The organism is Stenotrophomonas sp. Ste86, assembly GCF_024519465.1.
Classification (GTDB): Bacteria; Pseudomonadota; Gammaproteobacteria; order Xanthomonadales; family Xanthomonadaceae; genus Stenotrophomonas.
Genome location: NZ_JALJRW010000001.1, coordinates 304,644 through 321,005, shown reverse-complemented (window position 1 = coordinate 321,005; position 16,362 = coordinate 304,644). Strand labels below are relative to the sequence as shown.

The 16,362-nt window shown below is 60.5% G+C and carries 14 protein-coding genes and 2 pseudogenes; all 16 read left to right on the top strand.

All coding sequences use genetic code 11. The features are described 5' to 3' along the window. Positions 1 to 27 precede the first annotated feature (27 nt). Complete coding sequence (locus tag NR101_RS01475; RefSeq protein ID WP_256774392.1) at positions 28 to 1,701, top strand: type IV secretory system conjugative DNA transfer family protein; 1,674 nt, start codon at positions 28 to 30, stop codon at positions 1,699 to 1,701. 455 nt (positions 1,702 to 2,156) lie between these two features. Continuing rightward, complete coding sequence (locus NR101_RS01470) at positions 2,157 to 2,597, top strand: toxin co-regulated pilus biosynthesis Q family protein (RefSeq protein ID WP_256774391.1); 441 nt, start codon at positions 2,157 to 2,159, stop codon at positions 2,595 to 2,597. 89 nt (positions 2,598 to 2,686) lie between these two features. Next, positions 2,687 to 3,754 carry a VirB8/TrbF family protein gene (locus tag NR101_RS01465; RefSeq protein ID WP_256774390.1) on the top strand — a complete coding sequence of 356 codons (1,068 nt, stop codon included), beginning with the start codon at positions 2,687 to 2,689 and terminating at the stop codon, positions 3,752 to 3,754. Then, a complete protein-coding gene (locus tag NR101_RS01460) occupies positions 3,751 to 4,527 on the top strand; it encodes a TrbG/VirB9 family P-type conjugative transfer protein (RefSeq protein ID WP_256774389.1) in 777 nt (258 codons plus the stop codon). The genes NR101_RS01465 and NR101_RS01460 overlap by 4 nt, the downstream gene beginning before the upstream one ends. Further along, complete coding sequence (locus NR101_RS01455) at positions 4,524 to 5,774, top strand: TrbI/VirB10 family protein (RefSeq protein WP_256774388.1); 1,251 nt, start codon at positions 4,524 to 4,526, stop codon at positions 5,772 to 5,774. Before NR101_RS01460 ends, NR101_RS01455 begins: the two co-directional genes overlap by 4 nt. Before the next feature lie 15 nt (positions 5,775 to 5,789). After that, positions 5,790 to 6,833 (top strand): P-type DNA transfer ATPase VirB11, encoded by a 1,044-nt coding sequence (virB11, locus tag NR101_RS01450; RefSeq protein ID WP_256774387.1) that lies wholly within the window; start codon positions 5,790 to 5,792, stop codon positions 6,831 to 6,833. Between the two features lie 114 nt (positions 6,834 to 6,947). Then, positions 6,948 to 7,886 (top strand): transglycosylase SLT domain-containing protein, encoded by a 939-nt coding sequence (locus NR101_RS01445; protein ID WP_256774386.1) that lies wholly within the window; start codon positions 6,948 to 6,950, stop codon positions 7,884 to 7,886. Positions 7,887 to 7,956: 70 nt separating this feature from the next. Then, a complete protein-coding gene (locus tag NR101_RS01440; protein ID WP_256774385.1) occupies positions 7,957 to 8,352 on the top strand; it encodes a TrbC/VirB2 family protein in 396 nt (131 codons plus the stop codon). Further along, a complete protein-coding gene (locus NR101_RS01435) occupies positions 8,345 to 8,653 on the top strand; it encodes a VirB3 family type IV secretion system protein (protein ID WP_256774384.1) in 309 nt (102 codons plus the stop codon). Before NR101_RS01440 ends, NR101_RS01435 begins: the two co-directional genes overlap by 8 nt. Before the next feature lie 88 nt (positions 8,654 to 8,741). After that, entirely contained in the window at positions 8,742 to 11,189 is a 2,448-nt protein-coding gene (locus NR101_RS01430; RefSeq protein ID WP_256774383.1) for a VirB4 family type IV secretion/conjugal transfer ATPase, read from the top strand. Between the two features lie 53 nt (positions 11,190 to 11,242). After that, positions 11,243 to 12,058: a hypothetical protein gene (locus NR101_RS01425; RefSeq protein WP_256774382.1), complete on the top strand. Its 816-nt coding sequence runs from the start codon at positions 11,243 to 11,245 to the stop codon at positions 12,056 to 12,058. Positions 12,059 to 12,143: 85 nt separating this feature from the next. Then, the gene (locus NR101_RS01420; protein WP_256777687.1) at positions 12,144 to 13,292 is read left to right on the top strand and encodes a type IV secretion system protein; all 1,149 of its coding nucleotides are present in this window, start codon (positions 12,144 to 12,146) and stop codon (positions 13,290 to 13,292) included. A gap of 759 nt (positions 13,293 to 14,051) precedes the next feature. Next, positions 14,052 to 14,266, top strand: a pseudogene (locus NR101_RS01415) (hypothetical protein); the annotation flags it as partial. A 141-nt stretch (positions 14,267 to 14,407) separates the two neighbouring features. Beyond that, the gene (locus NR101_RS01410) at positions 14,408 to 14,947 is read left to right on the top strand and encodes a DUF4189 domain-containing protein (RefSeq protein WP_306175326.1); all 540 of its coding nucleotides are present in this window, start codon (positions 14,408 to 14,410) and stop codon (positions 14,945 to 14,947) included. 438 nt (positions 14,948 to 15,385) lie between these two features. Beyond that, entirely contained in the window at positions 15,386 to 15,913 is a 528-nt protein-coding gene (locus tag NR101_RS01400; RefSeq protein ID WP_345779470.1) for a DUF4189 domain-containing protein, read from the top strand. A gap of 55 nt (positions 15,914 to 15,968) precedes the next feature. Further along, a pseudogene (locus NR101_RS01395) lies at positions 15,969 to 16,362 on the top strand (type IV secretion system protein); the annotation flags it as partial.

Here is a 16,362-nt window from a genome sequence, read left to right as displayed (position 1 = left end):
GGGGGACGCATCATGGAGGATTGGGGATTGTCCACGCAGAAGATCGTTGTCGCCGCAGGGCTGACCCTGGTGACCGTGCTTGCCGGCTATTGCTTTGCCGGGTATCTCACCCTGCTGCTGCTCGGGCTGGATACCGCGCTGTTCAAGTGGAACACGTACTACCAGTATGTGCAGGCCCTGGACCAGCCGGCGGTGGCCCCCTATGTGACCAAGATCAAGCTCGGCGGCGTGCTTGGCTTCGGCCTGCCGTTGCTGCTGTACCTGGTCGTGATGTTCCTGGTGTTCAAGCCGAAGAAGAAGTCGCTGCACGGTGATGCGCGCTTCGCGGCGGCCGCCGATCTGGCCAAGCACGGCCTGTTCAAGAAGACCGACAACGGCATCGTGGTCGGCAGCTTCGGCGGCAAGCTGGTGCGGCTCAGTGGCCAGCAGTTCGTGATCCTCGCCGCGCCGACCCGCTCGGGCAAGGGCGTGGGCGTGGTCATCCCGAACCTGCTGGAATACGGCGAATCGGTGGTGGTGCTGGACATCAAGCAGGAGAACTTCGACCTCACCAGCGGCTGGCGCGCCAGCCAGGGGCAGGAAGTGTTCCTGTTCAACCCTTTCGCCGAGGACCGACGCACCCATCGCTGGAACCCGCTCAGCTACGTGTCCGATGACCCCGCGTTCCGCGTGTCGGAGCTGATGAGCATCGCCGCGATGCTGTACCCGGACGGCTCGGACGACCAGAAGTTCTGGGTCAGCCAGGCGCGCAATGCGTTCATGGCCTTCAGCCTGTACCTGTTCGAGAACTGGGACGACGAGCGCCGCATGGGCTTCCCGGGCGGGCAGGGCACCCCCACGCTGGGGGCGCTGTTCCGCCTGTCCACCGGCGACGGCAGCGACCTGAAAAAGTACCTCAAGGCCTTGTCCGGTCAGCGTTTCCTGAGCAGCAACGCCAAGTCGGCGTTCGCCAACATGCTGTCCCAGGCCGATGAGACCTTCGCCTCGATCATGGGCACCTTCAAGGAACCGCTCAACGCCTGGATCAACCCGGTGCTGGACAAGGCCACCAGCGACAACGATTTCCTGCTCACCGACCTGCGCAAGAAGAAGATGACCATCTACATCGGCATCCAGCCCAACAAGCTGGCCGAGAGCCGCCTGATCATCAACCTGTTCTTCAGCCAGATCATCAACCTCAACACCAAGGAACTGCCCAAGTCCAACCCGGACCTGAAGTACCAGGTGCTGCTGCTGATGGACGAATTCACCGCCATCGGCAAGGTCGACATCATCGCCTCGGCGGTGTCCTACATGGCCGGCTACAACGTGCGCCTGCTGCCGATCATCCAGTCGATGGCCCAGCTGGACGCCACCTACGGCCGCGACGTCTCGCGCACCATCATCACCAACCACGCGCTGCAGATCCTCTATGCGCCGCGTGAGCAGCAGGATGCCAACGACTACTCGGAGATGCTCGGGTACACGACGATCCGCAAGAAGAACGTCACCCATGCCCGTGAGAAGACCCACAACTTCACCGAAGAGCGGCGCGCGCTGATGCTGCCGCAGGAGTTGAAGGCCATGGGCAACGACCATGAGGTCTTCCTGTACGAGGGCATCCCGCACCCGGTCAAGTGCGACAAGATCAAGTACTACAAGGACCGCTATTTCACCTCGCGGTTGCTCCCCAAGACCACCGTACCAAATCTTCAGATCTGACCAAGTGCGCGTGAAGACGTGTGATGTGCGTCAAGGTTTCGACAATTTCAGACAGTTTTTGTTTATTCTTTGACACTGGATTGACGCGTAGGTGTGGCATCGTATTTGTGATGGCCGTTCTATGCGGTGTGAAAACTTCGTTTTTTAGTACGGCGTCGTAGACACGGCGCTGAAGCAGTTGCCAAGGGGAACATGGACGGCTTTTCTCGAATTGGACGTGATGTTGGTGCCGAAGTGAGGCGACGGGGCCGGGCAAATTGTCCGGGACGCCTTCACATCGAGACGTGCAGCCACGGGCTGCAGGGGCGGGGCGGGGGCCCGGTCGCATCATCCACCGATGATGCTCGGCTGCATCTGCAATCGATACCTGCACGCTCGGCGTAACCCGCCGGCGTCGGTTGTCGTTGCTCCAATTCCAGTAGATCCGCTATTCCGTACGTCAAAGGGAAGTCCGTATGAAGCATCCGCATATCTCAAAGGGTTTCATCGCCGTTGCCGCCGTTGTGATGCTGGCCGGCTGTGCCACCAAGCCGGCGCCGGATATCGGTGGTCGCTGGAAGCCGGTGAACCGTTTTGCCAGCACCACGATGGAAATTCCGCTGTACACCAGCTACGTGTACCAGGCCACGCCGATGGACGGCACCCTCAAGACCATGCTCGAGCGCTGGGCCAAGGATTCGGGGATGACCCTGGATTACCGCATCAGCTCCGATTACACGCTGTACGGCGTGGTCTCCACGATCAGCACCACCAATCCGCAGCAGGCCGTGATCGACCTGAGCAGCGCCTATTCGGCGCAGGGTGTGTCGGTGTCCATCGTCGGCAACCAGATCGTGGTGCAGAGCGTGGCCTCGAGCGTGTCCCAGGTCGGCGCCGATGCGTCGCACGGCAGTTGATGGTCTCGTTCCAACGCTGATGTGAGGTGCCCGGCGCAATGCGCCGGGGTGCCATGCCCTTTGATGTTCCAGCAGTACGGATGAATTCCATGTTCCGAAAGAAGGACGCAGGCAACAGCCCGAAAGTCGACCAGGCCGTCGCGAAGGCGGTGAGCTACGAGTTGACTGTCGCAGACATGGCGCGCCGCAGCGAACGTCGTGCCTGGTGGGTGGCGGGTGCTTCGCTGGTGATGTCCCTTGCCCTGGCCGGTGGCTATTACTACATGCTGCCGTTGAAGGAGAAGGTGCCGTTCCTGGTGATGGCCGATGCGTATACCGGCAATGCCACGGTGGCGCGTCTGACGGGTACCTATGGCGAGCAGGGCATCACTGCCAACGAAGCGATCAATCGCAGCAATGTTGCCCAGTACATCATGGCGCGCGAGTCGTTCGATTCGGCGGTGATGGGGCTGCGCGACTGGGACCTAGTGTTCACCATGTCTTCCGAGCCTGTCGCGGCAAGCATGAACCAGCGCTATGCCAGCAACAACCCGAAGAATCCGGTGTTCGTGTACGGCACCCACCAGGCCATCCGGGTCAAGATCCTGAGCATTACGCCGCTGGGCGCCGAGGGCAACGGCAGTTTCAAGGGCGCTTCGGTGCGCATCCAGCGCAGCCTGCTGGACAAGCGCACGGGGGTGGCACAGTTCCTGGATAACCAGCTGGTCACGATGCGCTTCGAGTACAAGCCGGACCTGGCCCTGACCGAGCAGGACCGCATCCTCAATCCGCTCTCTTTCTATGTCACCGAATACCGCGTGGACAACGACTACGCCCGTGGCGTGCCGGTGCCCGATGACGCGGCCATGGCAGCACAGGCGGCGCAGGCGCAACCCGCTGCCCCGGTGTACGACCCGAACAATCCGGCCGCGGCCACGATGATCGATCCGACCACCGGGCAACCCGTGGCGGCGCCGGTGCAGACCGTACCAGGTCAGGTGCCGGGCGTCCCAGGTCAGGTGCCCGCTGTACCGGGCCAGGTTCCGGGGCAGCCGATGCAGCAGACAGTGCCCGGGCAGCCGATGCCGGGTCAGGCGATACCAGGACAAGTAGCGCCGGCCCAAGTGCCGGGTCAAAGGATTTCCACCGGAACTGCTGAGGGAGCAAGCAACCGATGAGTAGCAACAAAGTATGGTGGGCCGCATTGGCCTTGGTGCCGATGATGTCCTTGTTCTCTGCGCCCGTGGCGGCGCAGGCGGTGGATCAGTACGAGTACGAGAAAGACCGGATCTATCCGGTTCGCACCGGCTTGGGTCTGACGACCCAGATCGAACTCAGCCCGAACGAGAAGATCCTGGACTACAGCACCGGCTTCAGCAGCGGGTGGGAACTGACCCGTCGTGAGAACGTGTTCTATCTCAAGCCGAAGAACGTCGACGTCGACACCAACATGATGGTGCGTACGGAAACCCATTCGTACATCTTCGAACTGAAGGTGGTGGCGACCGATTGGCGCCAGCTGGAGCAGGCGCGCCGCGCAGGCGTGCAGTACAAGATCGCCTTCAGCTATCCCAGTGATACCGAGTTCGGCACCGCGCAGCAGGCGGTGGAAGAGGAGGTCAAGCCGTTGCTGAGTTCGGAGTTGGCCAAGGACCGCCAGTACAACTTCGACTACTCCTACTCGACCCGCCGCGCCAAGAAGATGGGGTGGCTGATTCCGGTGAACGCCTACGATGACGGCCGCTTCACCTATATCAAGCTACCGACATCGCCTGAGTACAAGACCGGGATCTTCCCGGCGGTGTTCGGGCGTGAAACCGAATACGGTGAGGACTTCGTGGTCAATACCACGGTGGAAGGAAACTCGCTGATCGTGCACGGGACCTACCCCTATCTGGTGATCCGCCACGGTGACAACGTCGTCGGTCTGCGAAGGAACGTGAAGAAATGAGCCAGAACAATATCCCCGACAACGAGCCGAACAACGACGGTGGCTACGGCCGCGACGTCAATGACAGCGCCGAGAACCGCAACAACCCGTACTACGGCCAGAACGTAGGTGACAACAATCCCAATCTGGATGCAGCGGCGCCAACCTTGCGTTCTGCCGAAGAGCAGCGCCTGAATCGGAAGGCCTTGCTGTTCCTGGGTGGCATCCTGGTACTGGTCATCGCAGTGGGTTTCCTGTTGCTGCGCAAGAGCAGCGGTGACCAGGACGTACCCGTGGAAGGCAACAAGACCGCGCGCGCCACCACCCCGGAGTTGCCCACCGCAACGCCGCCGCCGCCGATTGCCGCTGCCGAACCGATCCAGATGGTGCCGCCGTTGCCGCCGCCGCAGTCGGTTGATTCCACGCCGCTGTTCGTGCCGCCGTCCGACACCGGACGCGAAATCGATCGCGGCCCAAGTCTGCTGGATCGCCGCATCGGCTCCGGGGGTGGTGTCGGTGGCGGTGACGCCCAGGACGGCCGCGGTGCCAATGGCGGGCAGGGCATGGACGATTACACGCGTGCCATGCTGGCCCAGTTGCCCAATAATCAGGCGGCAGCACCCGCCAGGGTGCGTCGCGGGCCGGACGTGGACGATGTCTCCAGTGCCAGCTTCATCCGCTCGCCCGATGCGTTGCTGGTGCGCGGCACCTATCTGCGTTGCGTGCTTGAAACCCGCATCATCACCGACCTGGCCGGCTACACTTCGTGCCTGCTGACCGAGCCTGTCTATTCGATCAACGGCCGCAGCCTGCTGCTGCCCAAGGGCTCGAAGATCTACGGCGCTTACGGCGGTGGTCCGGCCGGCAAGCGCGTGGAAGTGATCTGGGACCGCATCACCACGCCGAACGGTATTGATGTGGCCATGTCCAGCCCGGGTATCGACCAGCTGGGTGGCGCCGGGCACCCGGGCCAGTACAGCGCGCATTGGGGTAGCCGCATCGCCTCGGCGCTGATGATCAGTCTGATCGCCGACGCCTTCAAGTACGCCGCTGCCGAGAACGGCCCGGAAACCACCACCGTTACCGGCAGTGGGCTGGCCGTGCAGTCGCCGTATGAAAGTGCCACCGCACGGAGCATGGAGCGTCTGGCCAACGAGGCGTTGAGCGAACGCCGCCCGCCCACCGTCACCATCAACCAAGGCACCGTGGTCAGTGTCTATGTGGCAAAGGACGTCGATTTCAGCGACGTGCTGCCGCAGCGCCGCTGACCCTCTGGATCAACCATGGACGCCGAAGTGGCCCCTGTCGCCGATGTTTCCAGTGAATTCCTGAGATACCAGTACGAGGTCTTGGGCATTCACCAGTACATGACCTCGCCCGATGTGACGGAAATCTGTATCAACCGTCCGGGCGAGGTGTACCTGGAAACCAATGCTGGTTGGCAGCGTGTGGAAGTTCCCACGCTGACCTTCGAGCGTGCGCGTCAGTTCTGCACGGCTGTGGTCAACGAGAGCAACACCGGGCAGCGCATCACCGATGCCGATCCGGTGGTGTCACTGACGTTCCCGACCGGACAGCGTGCCCAGTTCGTGATCCCGCCGGCGTGCGATGCCGGCAAGGTGTCGATCACGATCCGTTTGCCGTCCAAGCACACCAAGACGCTTGAGCAGTATCAGAGCGATGGGTTCTTCAACCAGATCCTGGAGCAGGGCGCCGGGCTGAGCGAGCAGGACAGCGAGTTGGTCGAGCTGCGGCAGTCACGCAACTATGCCGAGTTCTTCCGGCGTGCGGTGATGTACCGCAAGAACATCGTGGTGTCCGGCGCGACCGGCAGCGGCAAGACCACCTTCATGAAATCGCTGGTCAACCACATTCCGGCCAGCGAGCGTCTGGTGACCATCGAGGATGCACGCGAGCTGTTCATCAGCCAGCCCAACGTGGTTCACCTGCTGTACTCGAAGGGTGGGCAGAGCGCCAGCAATGTCACCGCCAAGAGCTGCATGGAGGCGTGCCTGCGCATGAAGCCCGAGCGCATCATCCTGGCCGAGCTGCGTGGTGACGAAGCGTTCTACTTCATCCGTAACTGCGCCTCCGGCCACCCCGGATCGATTACCAGCTGCCATGCCGGCAGCCCCGAGCAGACCTGGGACCAGCTGGCCTTGATGGTCAAGGCGTCTTCGGAAGGGTCCGGTCTGGAGTTCGCCGTGATCAAGCGCCTGTTGATGATGACCATCGACATCGTGGTGCATATCAAGGCACACGCCGGCAGTCGCTACATCACCGGCATCGATTTCAGCCCCGAGCGCGCCTTGGCGCAGGCAGGATGAGATGGTCATCATGACTTTCAAAAATCTGAATATGGATTTCACGCAGGCCGAAGCCTTGCATCCCTACGTTGGACAGGTGGCTTGTCACATGTCGTCCGCATGGAGGTTGGACTGATGTTGCCCGGACTGGAAGCGCTGGCGTGTCCTGAAATGGCCGTGTCCATGGATGTCATGCAGCACGTGATCAATGTTGAATCCTCGCGCAACCCGTACGCGATCGGCGTTGTCGGTGGTGCGCTCGTTCGTCAGCCCAAGCAGCTTGACGAGGCGTTGGCGACGGTGCGCATGCTTGAAGAGAAGGGCTACAACTTCTCCATCGGCTTGGCCCAGGTCAACCGCTACAACCTTGCCAAATACGGTCTGGACTCCTACGAGAAGGCGTTCCAGCAGTGCCCGAACCTGCAGGCCGGCTCGAAGATCCTGGCCGAGTGCTACGGGCGTTCAGGCCAGGATTGGGGCAAGTCCTTCAGTTGCTATTACTCGGGTAATTTTACGACCGGTTTCCGGCACGGCTATGTGCAGAAGGTTTTCGCCTCCATTGCACGGCAGCGCGGCAACCAGGTGGCCGCCAATGGTGCGGTGGCGCCCATCGATGTCGTCAGTCGAAGCCAGCGCCGCGTGGTCGATGTGGCACATCACCCGCAGATCAGCAGCCAGGCGCAGAGCGCCATGAACGCTCGGATCGCTCCGGAGACGGTGCAGGCCGCCCGCGTTTACGCCGAGGCCGCGCTGGATCCGGCGCGCGCGTACGAGGTGTATCCCTCCACGGGTGCCATGATGCGCGGCAGCTTGGTACGCAACGCAGATGCGGCGTTGTCGCGGGTGGTCATGGGCGCGCTCGACAGCGCGCTACCGCCGCGGCAGGCCCCTGTTGCGGCGCCCTTGCCGGTGCCGGAGGTTCCCATGCAGTTGCCGCAGCAGTCCGCCGGCCCGGTGGTCGTGCGTCCATGGAGCGAACGAAATTCACCCCAGGCAATGCCTGCGCAGGCCGGTACGGCGCCGCAGGCACCTGTGCAGAACATTCCCGCTGGGGATGCAGCCTTCGTGTTTTGACGAAGTCGTGGCCCGGTCAACCACCCGGTGTGGCCGAATCAGTTGTGTTAGACCAACAAGGAAATCACCAATGAAGCGTACCAATCTCGATCTGACCCAGGCCCAGCGCACGCTGAAGACCATGCTGATGGCCGTCGCTTTCGTCGCTCTGGCCTTCGTGCCGGACGTGTTTGCCCAGACCAACTTCGGCGGCACCGACAAGAAGGTCTGCGGGTTCTTCGAAAACATCAACGGGCTGCTGAACTTCGCCTCGATCGCGGTCGTCACCATCGCGGTGATCTTCGCCGGCTACCAGATCGCCTTCGCGCACAAGCGCATTGCAGATGTCGCGCCGATCCTGATCGGTGGCCTGCTGATCGGCGCTGCCGGCCAGATCGCCAACATGCTGCTGGGTGACTCGGCCAAGACCTGCACCGGCAGCGCCACCACTGCCCTGTACAACGCTGTCCAGTACTACAGTGCATAAGAACGTTGTATTCCGCGGCTGCACGCGGCCAGCGATGTTTCTGGGCGTTCCATACGTCCCGTTCTTCCTGGTCGCAGGCGGCCTGTTGCTGCTCAGCATGTACTTCGACATGCGGCTGTTGATCACCATTCCGATCGCCATCTTCATCATGCGGCACATGGCCAAGCGCGATGAGATGGTGTTTCGTCTGATCGGTCTGCGTCTGCAGTTCAAGTTAAAAGCGCGCAACGTCCAGGAACACGACGGAATGTGGGTGTTTACGCCCAATCACTACCGCGACAAGCAGCCGCCGTCGGTCTGAGGTGTCTGGCAGAAAGCCGGGCAGGCGAGTATTCGCCTGCCCGGTGCAACAAACGCACGATCCCCGCAGCACTCCATTGGAACCAGGCATGTTCAGTCCCGACACCTCCATCAGCGAATTCATTCCCCTGTCGAGCCACGTGGCGCCGACGGTCGTCAAGACCACGGGTGGCGATTTCCTGTTGACCTGGCACCTCGAAGGGCTTCCCTTCGTCGGGCGTGAGGATTGGGAGCTGGAGCACAAGCACAACACGTTCAACCGACTGCTGCAGACGCTGCGTGCGCCTGACTTTGTCAACGTGGCCTTCTGGGTCCATGACATTCGTCGCAGGCGCCAGCTGAAGTCACGCAGCCAGTTCGGCCAGCGCTTCAACCAGGACGTGTCCGATCAGTACATGGGCATGCTGTCCTCGCAGCGGATCATGCAGAACGAGCTGTACCTGACCATGCTGTACCGCCCGGTGGTCAGCGGCAAGCGGATGATGGACAAGTCCTCCAACGTCACCAAGCTGCAGGCCGAGCAGGACCAAGCCGTGGCCAAGCTGTTGGAAATGGCCGGTAACGTGGAAGCGGTGATTCGTGACTATGCCCCGTACCGCATGGGCATGTACGAGGCCAAGAACGGCCAGGTGTTTTCCGAGACCCTGGAGTTCTTCGGCTATCTGCTGAACCGGATCGATGAGCCCGTCCCGGTGCTTTCCGCGCCGGTCAAGGACTATCTGCCGGTCAGCCGGCACATGTTCTCGGCCAAGACCGGTGATTTCGTGATCAGCACGCCCAATGGCGTCAATCATTTCGGCGCCATCCTCAATATCAAGGAGTATGCCGAGGGGACCTATCCTGGCATTCTCAACGGGTTGAAATACCTCGATTTCGAGTACGTCATCACGCATTCGTTCAGCCCCATGGGGCGTCAGGATGCGCTGAAGGTGCTGGACCGCACCAAGGGCATGATGATTTCCTCCGGTGACAAGGCGGTCAGCCAGATCATCGAGCTTGACCAGGCTATGGATCAGCTGTCCTCGGGCAACTTCGTGCTGGGTGAGTATCACTTCATCATGTCGGTTTACGCCGACAGCCAGGAAAAGCTGTCGCAGAACATCGCCTCGACCCGAGCCGAGCTCTCCAATGCGGGCTTCGTGTCGACCAAGGAAGACCTTGCGGTCACCTCGTCGTTCTACTCGCAGTTCCCGGGCAACTGGCGCTTCCGTACGCGTCTTGCCAACGTCAGCTCGCTGAATTTCCTCGGGCTGTCGCCGCTGCATAACTTCGCGACCGGCAAGCAGCACAACAATCCCTGGGGCGACTGCGTCACCACGCTGCAGACCACCAACGGGCAGCCGTACTACTTCAATTTCCACGCCACTCACCCGTCGGAGAATTCGCTGGGTGAGAAGGCCATCGCCAACACCATGGTGATCGGTAAGTCCGGTACCGGTAAGACCGCGTTGATCAACTTCCTGCTGAGCCAGGTGCAGAAGTACGATCCGTCGCCGACCATCTTCTTCTTCGACAAAGATCGAGGTGCGGAGATCTTCGTACGCGCCTGCGGTGGGAACTACCTCGCGCTGGACAACGGCCAGGCCACTGGCTTCAACCCGTTCCAATGCGAGAACAATGAGACCAACGTGCAGTTCCTCGCCGACCTGATCAAGGTACTGGCCGGCAAGCGCGAGTACAGCGCACGCGAGGAAGAGGACATTTTCCGAGGCGTCGAGAACATGCTCGACACGCCGATGCACCTGCGCAGCATGACCAATTTCCAGAAGAGCCTGCCCAACATGGGCGATGACGGCCTGTACGCGCGCATGCGGCGCTGGACGGCAGGCAATTCGCTTGGCTGGGTGTTCGACAACCCGGTCGATACCATCGATCTGAGCCGGGCCAACATCATCGGCTTCGACTACACCGACATCATCGACAACCCCGAAGTGCGCGTGCCGGTCATCAATTACCTGCTGCACAAGCTGGAAACGCTGATCGACGGTCGTCCGCTGATCTACGTGATGGACGAATTCTGGAAGATCCTGGACGGCGAGGGTGGCCTGAAGGAGTTTGCCAAGAACAAGCAGAAGACCATCCGTAAGCAGAATGGCATGGGCATCTTCGCGACCCAGAGCCCGGAAGATGCGCTGAAGAGCGACATCGCCGCGGCACTGATCGAACAGACCGCTACCCTGATCCTGCTGCCCAATCCCAATGCCAGCCGCGCCGATTACATCGACGGCCTGAAGCTGACCGAGGCCGAGTTCAAGGTGGTGACCGCCTTGGACGAGCGCTCGCGCTGCTTCCTGGTCAAGCAGGGCCATGCGGCCAGCGTCTGCCAGCTCAACCTGCGCGGCATGGACGACATCCTGTCGGTGATTTCCGCCTCCACCGACAACATCGAGGTCATGCACCGGGTGCTGGCCGAAGCGGCACGCAAGGAAGGCGTGTCGCAGGCCGATCTCACCCCGGACCAGTGGTTGAGTGAGTTCTACAAACATCGAAAGGGCTCGGGCAAGGCGGCGGTCGCGGCACGCGACACTGTTACCTGATCCGCACAGACCGCCTGCCCGCAGACAACGCTTTCCGATCCATGGAGACTGATATGAACAATGCCAAGCAACCCTCCCAGCCCCGCCGCCGCGCGCCGCGCCTTGCGGCATTGACTGTTGCTGCCGTGATGGCGCTGGGTACCGCCAACGTCAGTGCCTGGATCCCCGTGCAGGAAACCGGCACCAGCCTCATCCAGCACCTGCTCAATCAGATCAATACCTACAAGACTCAGATCACCGCTGGCTTGTCCAAGGCGCAGGACGCAGCCGAGTATGTGGAACAGAACACCCGATGGCTCCGTACCTTGGAACAGTATCGCCAGGCGCTTGTCCAGGTGCAGGCGGCGGTGAACAGTTTCGGCTTGCCTGAAGGCGCGCCACTGGTGCCGGTCCCGCCGCAGTATCTGGTTGCCGAGACCTGCGGCCAGGCACTCGATTTCAGTTTGAGCTCGGCGTTCAAGGTATTCGTGTTCAATCCGCAGGCAGACGTAAAAGAGCAGCAGACCCAGATCTGCGTCAACATCCGGATGATGCAGAACCGGAAGTACAACGATGCGATCGAGTTCCTGTCCCAGACTGTTCCGCGTATCAACTCTTCCTTGAGCCGGATCCTCAGCATCCGCCTGACCAACAACAATCAGGGCACGGTGCAGGGTGCTGATAGCGAATCGCTGCGTACCGCCAACGACATCTCCGCGATGGCGCAGAGCTGGGAAGCCCGCATGAAATCCTACGATGCCTACATCGAAGTGATGGAAGCCAACCAGAAGGTGGTCGCCCAGGCGGCCTTGAAGGGCGACCCCACCAAGCGGATGGCCAGCGATCTGGTCAAGACGGTTTCGCTGAAAGCGGCGCTCAGCGTTAAGTGACGTAACGAAGGAACGGCAAGTGGGCAACGGGTACGCCACGTTGCCTTCTCCCGCGCAGTAGCGGTATCACCAAAGGATTGTGGAAATGACGATTGGGTCGATTGCCAATTTTGACTTCTCAGGCGGATTGCAGGATCTATTGGGCTACGCCGTGCGCGTCCAATCGATCGGCGATTTCGTTTTCTTCAAACTGATCCTCGACTTCCTGCGGGATCGGATCAGTGATTTCGGCATCGACCTGATGGGCCGGATGATGCAGTGGGTGGGCGGTATCGCCCTCACGCTCATGACCCTGTGGGTGCTGATCCAGGGCTTCCGGATCATCACCGGGCGTAGCCGCGACTCCATGATGGTGCTCGTTACCAACATGGCCCGCGCGGCGCTGATCATCAGCGTAGCCACCACGATGGGCATGTTCGGGCGCGACATCAGCAAGTTCCTGACCGAGGACGTGGGCGGGCTGATCACCCATACGGTGACAGGCAAGGGCGAAAGCGCCGAGGAGCAGATCGATAAGAGCCTGGCTTGGATGCAGGTGGCGCTGTCCAGTATCGACGCCATCAAGGTGTTGGATGACCCCGGCCTGCAGCAGGACAAGACGCGTGCAATGTGGTTCATCGGACTGGGCACCGGCGGCCCGGCGGTAACCGCCGGCTCCATGCTGCTGCTCTATCAGGTTGCCATGGCATTGTTCATCGGCCTGGGGCCACTGTTCATCCTGTGCCTGCTGTTTGACCAGACCAAGCAACTCTTCCAGAAATGGTTGTTCTACGGAATAGGAACCATGTTCTCGATGGCCGTGCTGTCGGCAATGGTGTCGATCGCGCTCGATATGGTGATTCGCGTGTCGGCGTCGTTCTGGACAACGGCACTGGTCAACAAGTTCCTGTTGGCCGGCGCGGCCAGCGACGGCATGACCAGCCAGGCGATGCAGCAGGGCGGCATGGGCTTGATCCTCACGACCCTGATCCTGACTGCCCCCCCAATGGCTGCAATGTTCTTCCAGGGCACGCTGGGTGGTTTCTCGCCATACTCGCAGATAGGTGGCGCCGGTGGCGCGCCGGGTCCGCAGGGTCAGCCGCCGGGGTCCTATACGCCGCCTCAGGCGAGGAATGAGGAGCACAAAGGCAGCGAAGCTCCGCTCCAACACAATTCGGGTAGAAATATTGGAGGGGTGTCAAATTCCGGGCCGACCGGTCAGGACACCGGAAGGTACGGAAAAGCTGGAACTTAGTATCATTTGATGAAGATGGGAGTTTTCTGGATGAAATCGGTGCTCGTATTTATGATGCTTTTGCTGGTGCCTACAGTGGTGCTGGCAGAGGGCCGTTGCCCTCCTGGCCAGTATCCGATCGGCGACGACAGAGCGCCGGGCTGTGCGCCAATTCCCGGCGCTTCAGTTGGTGGTGGTGAGTCGGGCTCGCCGACTCCTACTGGAAAGTGGGAAACCCGCTGGGGTGCGATTGCAGAAGATACGGCCCCTTCATCCCCAGGGCAATCACTCGCAACGGGTGTTTCAAAATCACGTAAGTCCAAGCGCGATGCAAATTCTGCCGCTATGGCGGAGTGTGTTCGGATGGGTGGTGCAAAATGTAAAGTCCGGACCTCCTACTACAATCAATGCGTTGCATTGGCTGACCCGTCTCCTAAACAGGGAGCCGCCGAGCCAGGACTATCCACTACGTTTACGGCGGCCAATGAGGATGAGGCTAAGTCGTTGGCCGTACAGAGTTGTGAAAGAGGGACGGGCGGCCAGCGTTGTCAAGTCATTTACTCAGCTTGTAGCATGTCTGAGTTCAAATCTTTCCGATAGGTAGTATCGGAATGTAGAATATAGGCCTGCCCCGTGATGCCGGACATCAAAAAAGGTGGGTGATTGAATCGAGCATTCAAGGCGCTCTTCCTTCTGCTCCACCCGCGGACTGGCAGTCGTTCCTTTACCTTGTGGATGCTCTGCTCCAGTGGCGCATCAGCGCCGTTCGGCACGACCGCACTGTTGGCAGGTGCGGACAGCGACGGTATCACCAGCCAGGCGATGCAGCAGGGTGGCATGGGCTTGATCCTCACGGACCCTGATCCTGACTGCCTCCCCAATGGCTGTGATGTTCTTCCAGGGCACACTGGGTGGTTCTCGGCATGCTCCCAGATTGGTGGCTCTCTCCAGTAGCGGCACAGCCTGAAGCGCAGGGGCAACCGCCGGGGTCGTATATGCCGCCGCAAGCTGCAAATGCAAATGACCATTCCTCTGGTTCATCCACTTCGAAGCACGTCGGTCGGACGGTTTCGCAGACCTCATAGGATTCTAGCGGTAGAGGCCCTAGTAAGCTCGGGAATGCTGAGCGATGACTAATGGGAGTCCCTCTTGCCGTTCGTGATCAGCTATTGATTCGTATGAAGAAAATACTGTTTACTCTTGCAATTCTGTTTTCGCCCCTAAACGTTTTTTCAGAGGGGCGTTGCCCGCCAGGTCAATATCCAATTGGCGACAGTCGTGCGCCGGGGTGCGCGCCTATCCCGGAGGGGGGGGGCGCCGATTCGGGTCCCACACCTACTGGTCGATGGATAAAAACATGGGGTGCGATTGCTCTCTCCCCTGATGGTGCTTCTGGTGCAGCGACCGGTCGGCGTAGTAAAGCCGATGCGTCGAAGGCAGCCGTGAGCATATGTGCGACTTCCGGCGGGAAGGCTTGTAACGTGGCTTTTACCTATAAGAATCAGTGTGCTGCTGCAGCAGTTCCTGGCTCCGGAAAGGGCGGGACTAGCTTCGGAAGTTCCGCCAATGAAGCCACATCCAAAGAGCTCGCCCTGCAGAAGTGTCGTGCTGGGGGCGGGTTGGAATGCCGTACAGTCTATTCGGCCTGTTCGGATCCAGAATTTGAGGCTTTTTGAGGTGCGTAGGCGTGGTTCTGGACAATCGCATTGGTGAGAACAACGTCCTGTTGGATGGCGCCCCCAGTCATGATACGACCAGCCAGGCGACGCAGCAGGGTCGCATGGGCTTGATCCTCAAGGCTCGTATCCTGACTGCCCCCCCCCTATGGCAGCAATGTTCTTGCAGGGTACGTTGGTTGGCTTCATGCCTTATTCGCAGATAGGCGGCCGTACCGCTGGTCAGCCGAGCGCCCGCAGGGTCAGCCGCCGGGGTCGTATACGCCGCCGCAGCCTGCGAGAACAGAAGCTCAAACCAGTAACGTGGAAACGAATCAGATGGTCAGAACTTCACCGTCGCAGGGCAACTCTGTTGGACCCGGGCACGCCCCTAATCATATCGGTGCGGCGAGGAATAACTGATTCTTGGCTTCGGGCTAAGCACTGAACAAAGAGGTTGTGATTTCTATTTCTTATGGTAGACGTGTGTTGGCCTCGTTTGTGTTGATTTGTGCGGTGCTCTCTTTCTCGGAGAGCGCGCGCGCGGAGGGCGGATGCCCGCCTAGGCATTACCCAATCGGTGACAGTCGCGCGCCAGGATGTGCTCCGATTCCTGCGGGCGGCAGCACCAATGACGGGCCGCGTGCAACTGGTCGTTGGCTAAAGACTTGGGGAGCCATTTCCACTTCGTCCACGGGCGCCTCTGGAACGGTCACCGGAGAGGTCAGGAAAGCTGATGCCACCAAAAATGCAATCGCTGAGTGCTCTAGATCGGGGGCGAGCGATTGCAGGATTTCGTTCACTTACAAGAACCGATGCGCCGCTGCTGCAGTGCCGGCGTCTGGAACCCCAGGTACGAGCTTTGGTAGTGCCGCGACAGAGGCGTTGGCCAAAGGTGTGGCGATTAAACTGTGTGACTCTCGTGGCGGGAAGGGCTGCGATGTAGTTTATTCGGCATGCACTGAGCCGAAATTCGAAGCATTCTAGAGTTAGTGGCATTTCACAGGCTGGGGCTACACTCGTGAATGGCGTGGCCACCAAGATGGGCACGAGACACCAGCAAGAACAAGTTCCTGACCGAGGACGTGGGCTGGCTGATCACCCATGCGGTGACAGGCAAGGGCGAAAGCGCCGAGGAGCAGATCAGTAAAAGCCTGGCGTTGATGCAGGTGGCGCTGTCCAGCATCGACGCCATCAAGGTTTTGGATGACCCCGGCCTGCAGCATGACAAGTCGCGTGCAATGTGGTTCATCGGACTGGGCACCGGCGGCCCGGCGGTAACTGCCTGCTCCATGCTGCTGCTCTATCAGGTTGCCGTGGCCTTGTTCATTGGCCTGGGGCCATTGTTCATCCTGTGCCTGCTGTTCACCAGACCAAGCAACTCTTCCAGAAATGGTTGTTCTACGGAATAGGAACCATGTTCTCGATGGCCGTGG

Excerpts from the sequence above, each read along its gene's own strand:
- NR101_RS01425 (WP_256774382.1), top strand. The coding sequence starts at position 11,243 with ATGAACAATGCCAAGCAACCCTCCCAGCCCCGCCGCCGCGCGCCGCGC.
- NR101_RS01470 (WP_256774391.1), top strand. The coding sequence starts at position 2,157 with ATGAAGCATCCGCATATCTCAAAGGGTTTCATCGCCGTTGCCGCCGTT.
- NR101_RS01460 (WP_256774389.1), top strand. The coding sequence starts at position 3,751 with ATGAGTAGCAACAAAGTATGGTGGGCCGCATTGGCCTTGGTGCCGATG.
- virB11 (WP_256774387.1), top strand. The coding sequence starts at position 5,790 with ATGGACGCCGAAGTGGCCCCTGTCGCCGATGTTTCCAGTGAATTCCTG.
- NR101_RS01455 (WP_256774388.1), top strand. The coding sequence starts at position 4,524 with ATGAGCCAGAACAATATCCCCGACAACGAGCCGAACAACGACGGTGGC.
- NR101_RS01420 (WP_256777687.1), top strand. The coding sequence starts at position 12,144 with ATGACGATTGGGTCGATTGCCAATTTTGACTTCTCAGGCGGATTGCAG.
- NR101_RS01440 (WP_256774385.1), top strand. The coding sequence starts at position 7,957 with ATGAAGCGTACCAATCTCGATCTGACCCAGGCCCAGCGCACGCTGAAG.
- NR101_RS01410 (WP_306175326.1), top strand. The coding sequence starts at position 14,408 with ATGGGAGTCCCTCTTGCCGTTCGTGATCAGCTATTGATTCGTATGAAG.
- NR101_RS01445 (WP_256774386.1), top strand. The coding sequence starts at position 6,948 with ATGTTGCCCGGACTGGAAGCGCTGGCGTGTCCTGAAATGGCCGTGTCC.
- NR101_RS01465 (WP_256774390.1), top strand. The coding sequence starts at position 2,687 with ATGTTCCGAAAGAAGGACGCAGGCAACAGCCCGAAAGTCGACCAGGCC.
- NR101_RS01430 (WP_256774383.1), top strand. The coding sequence starts at position 8,742 with ATGTTCAGTCCCGACACCTCCATCAGCGAATTCATTCCCCTGTCGAGC.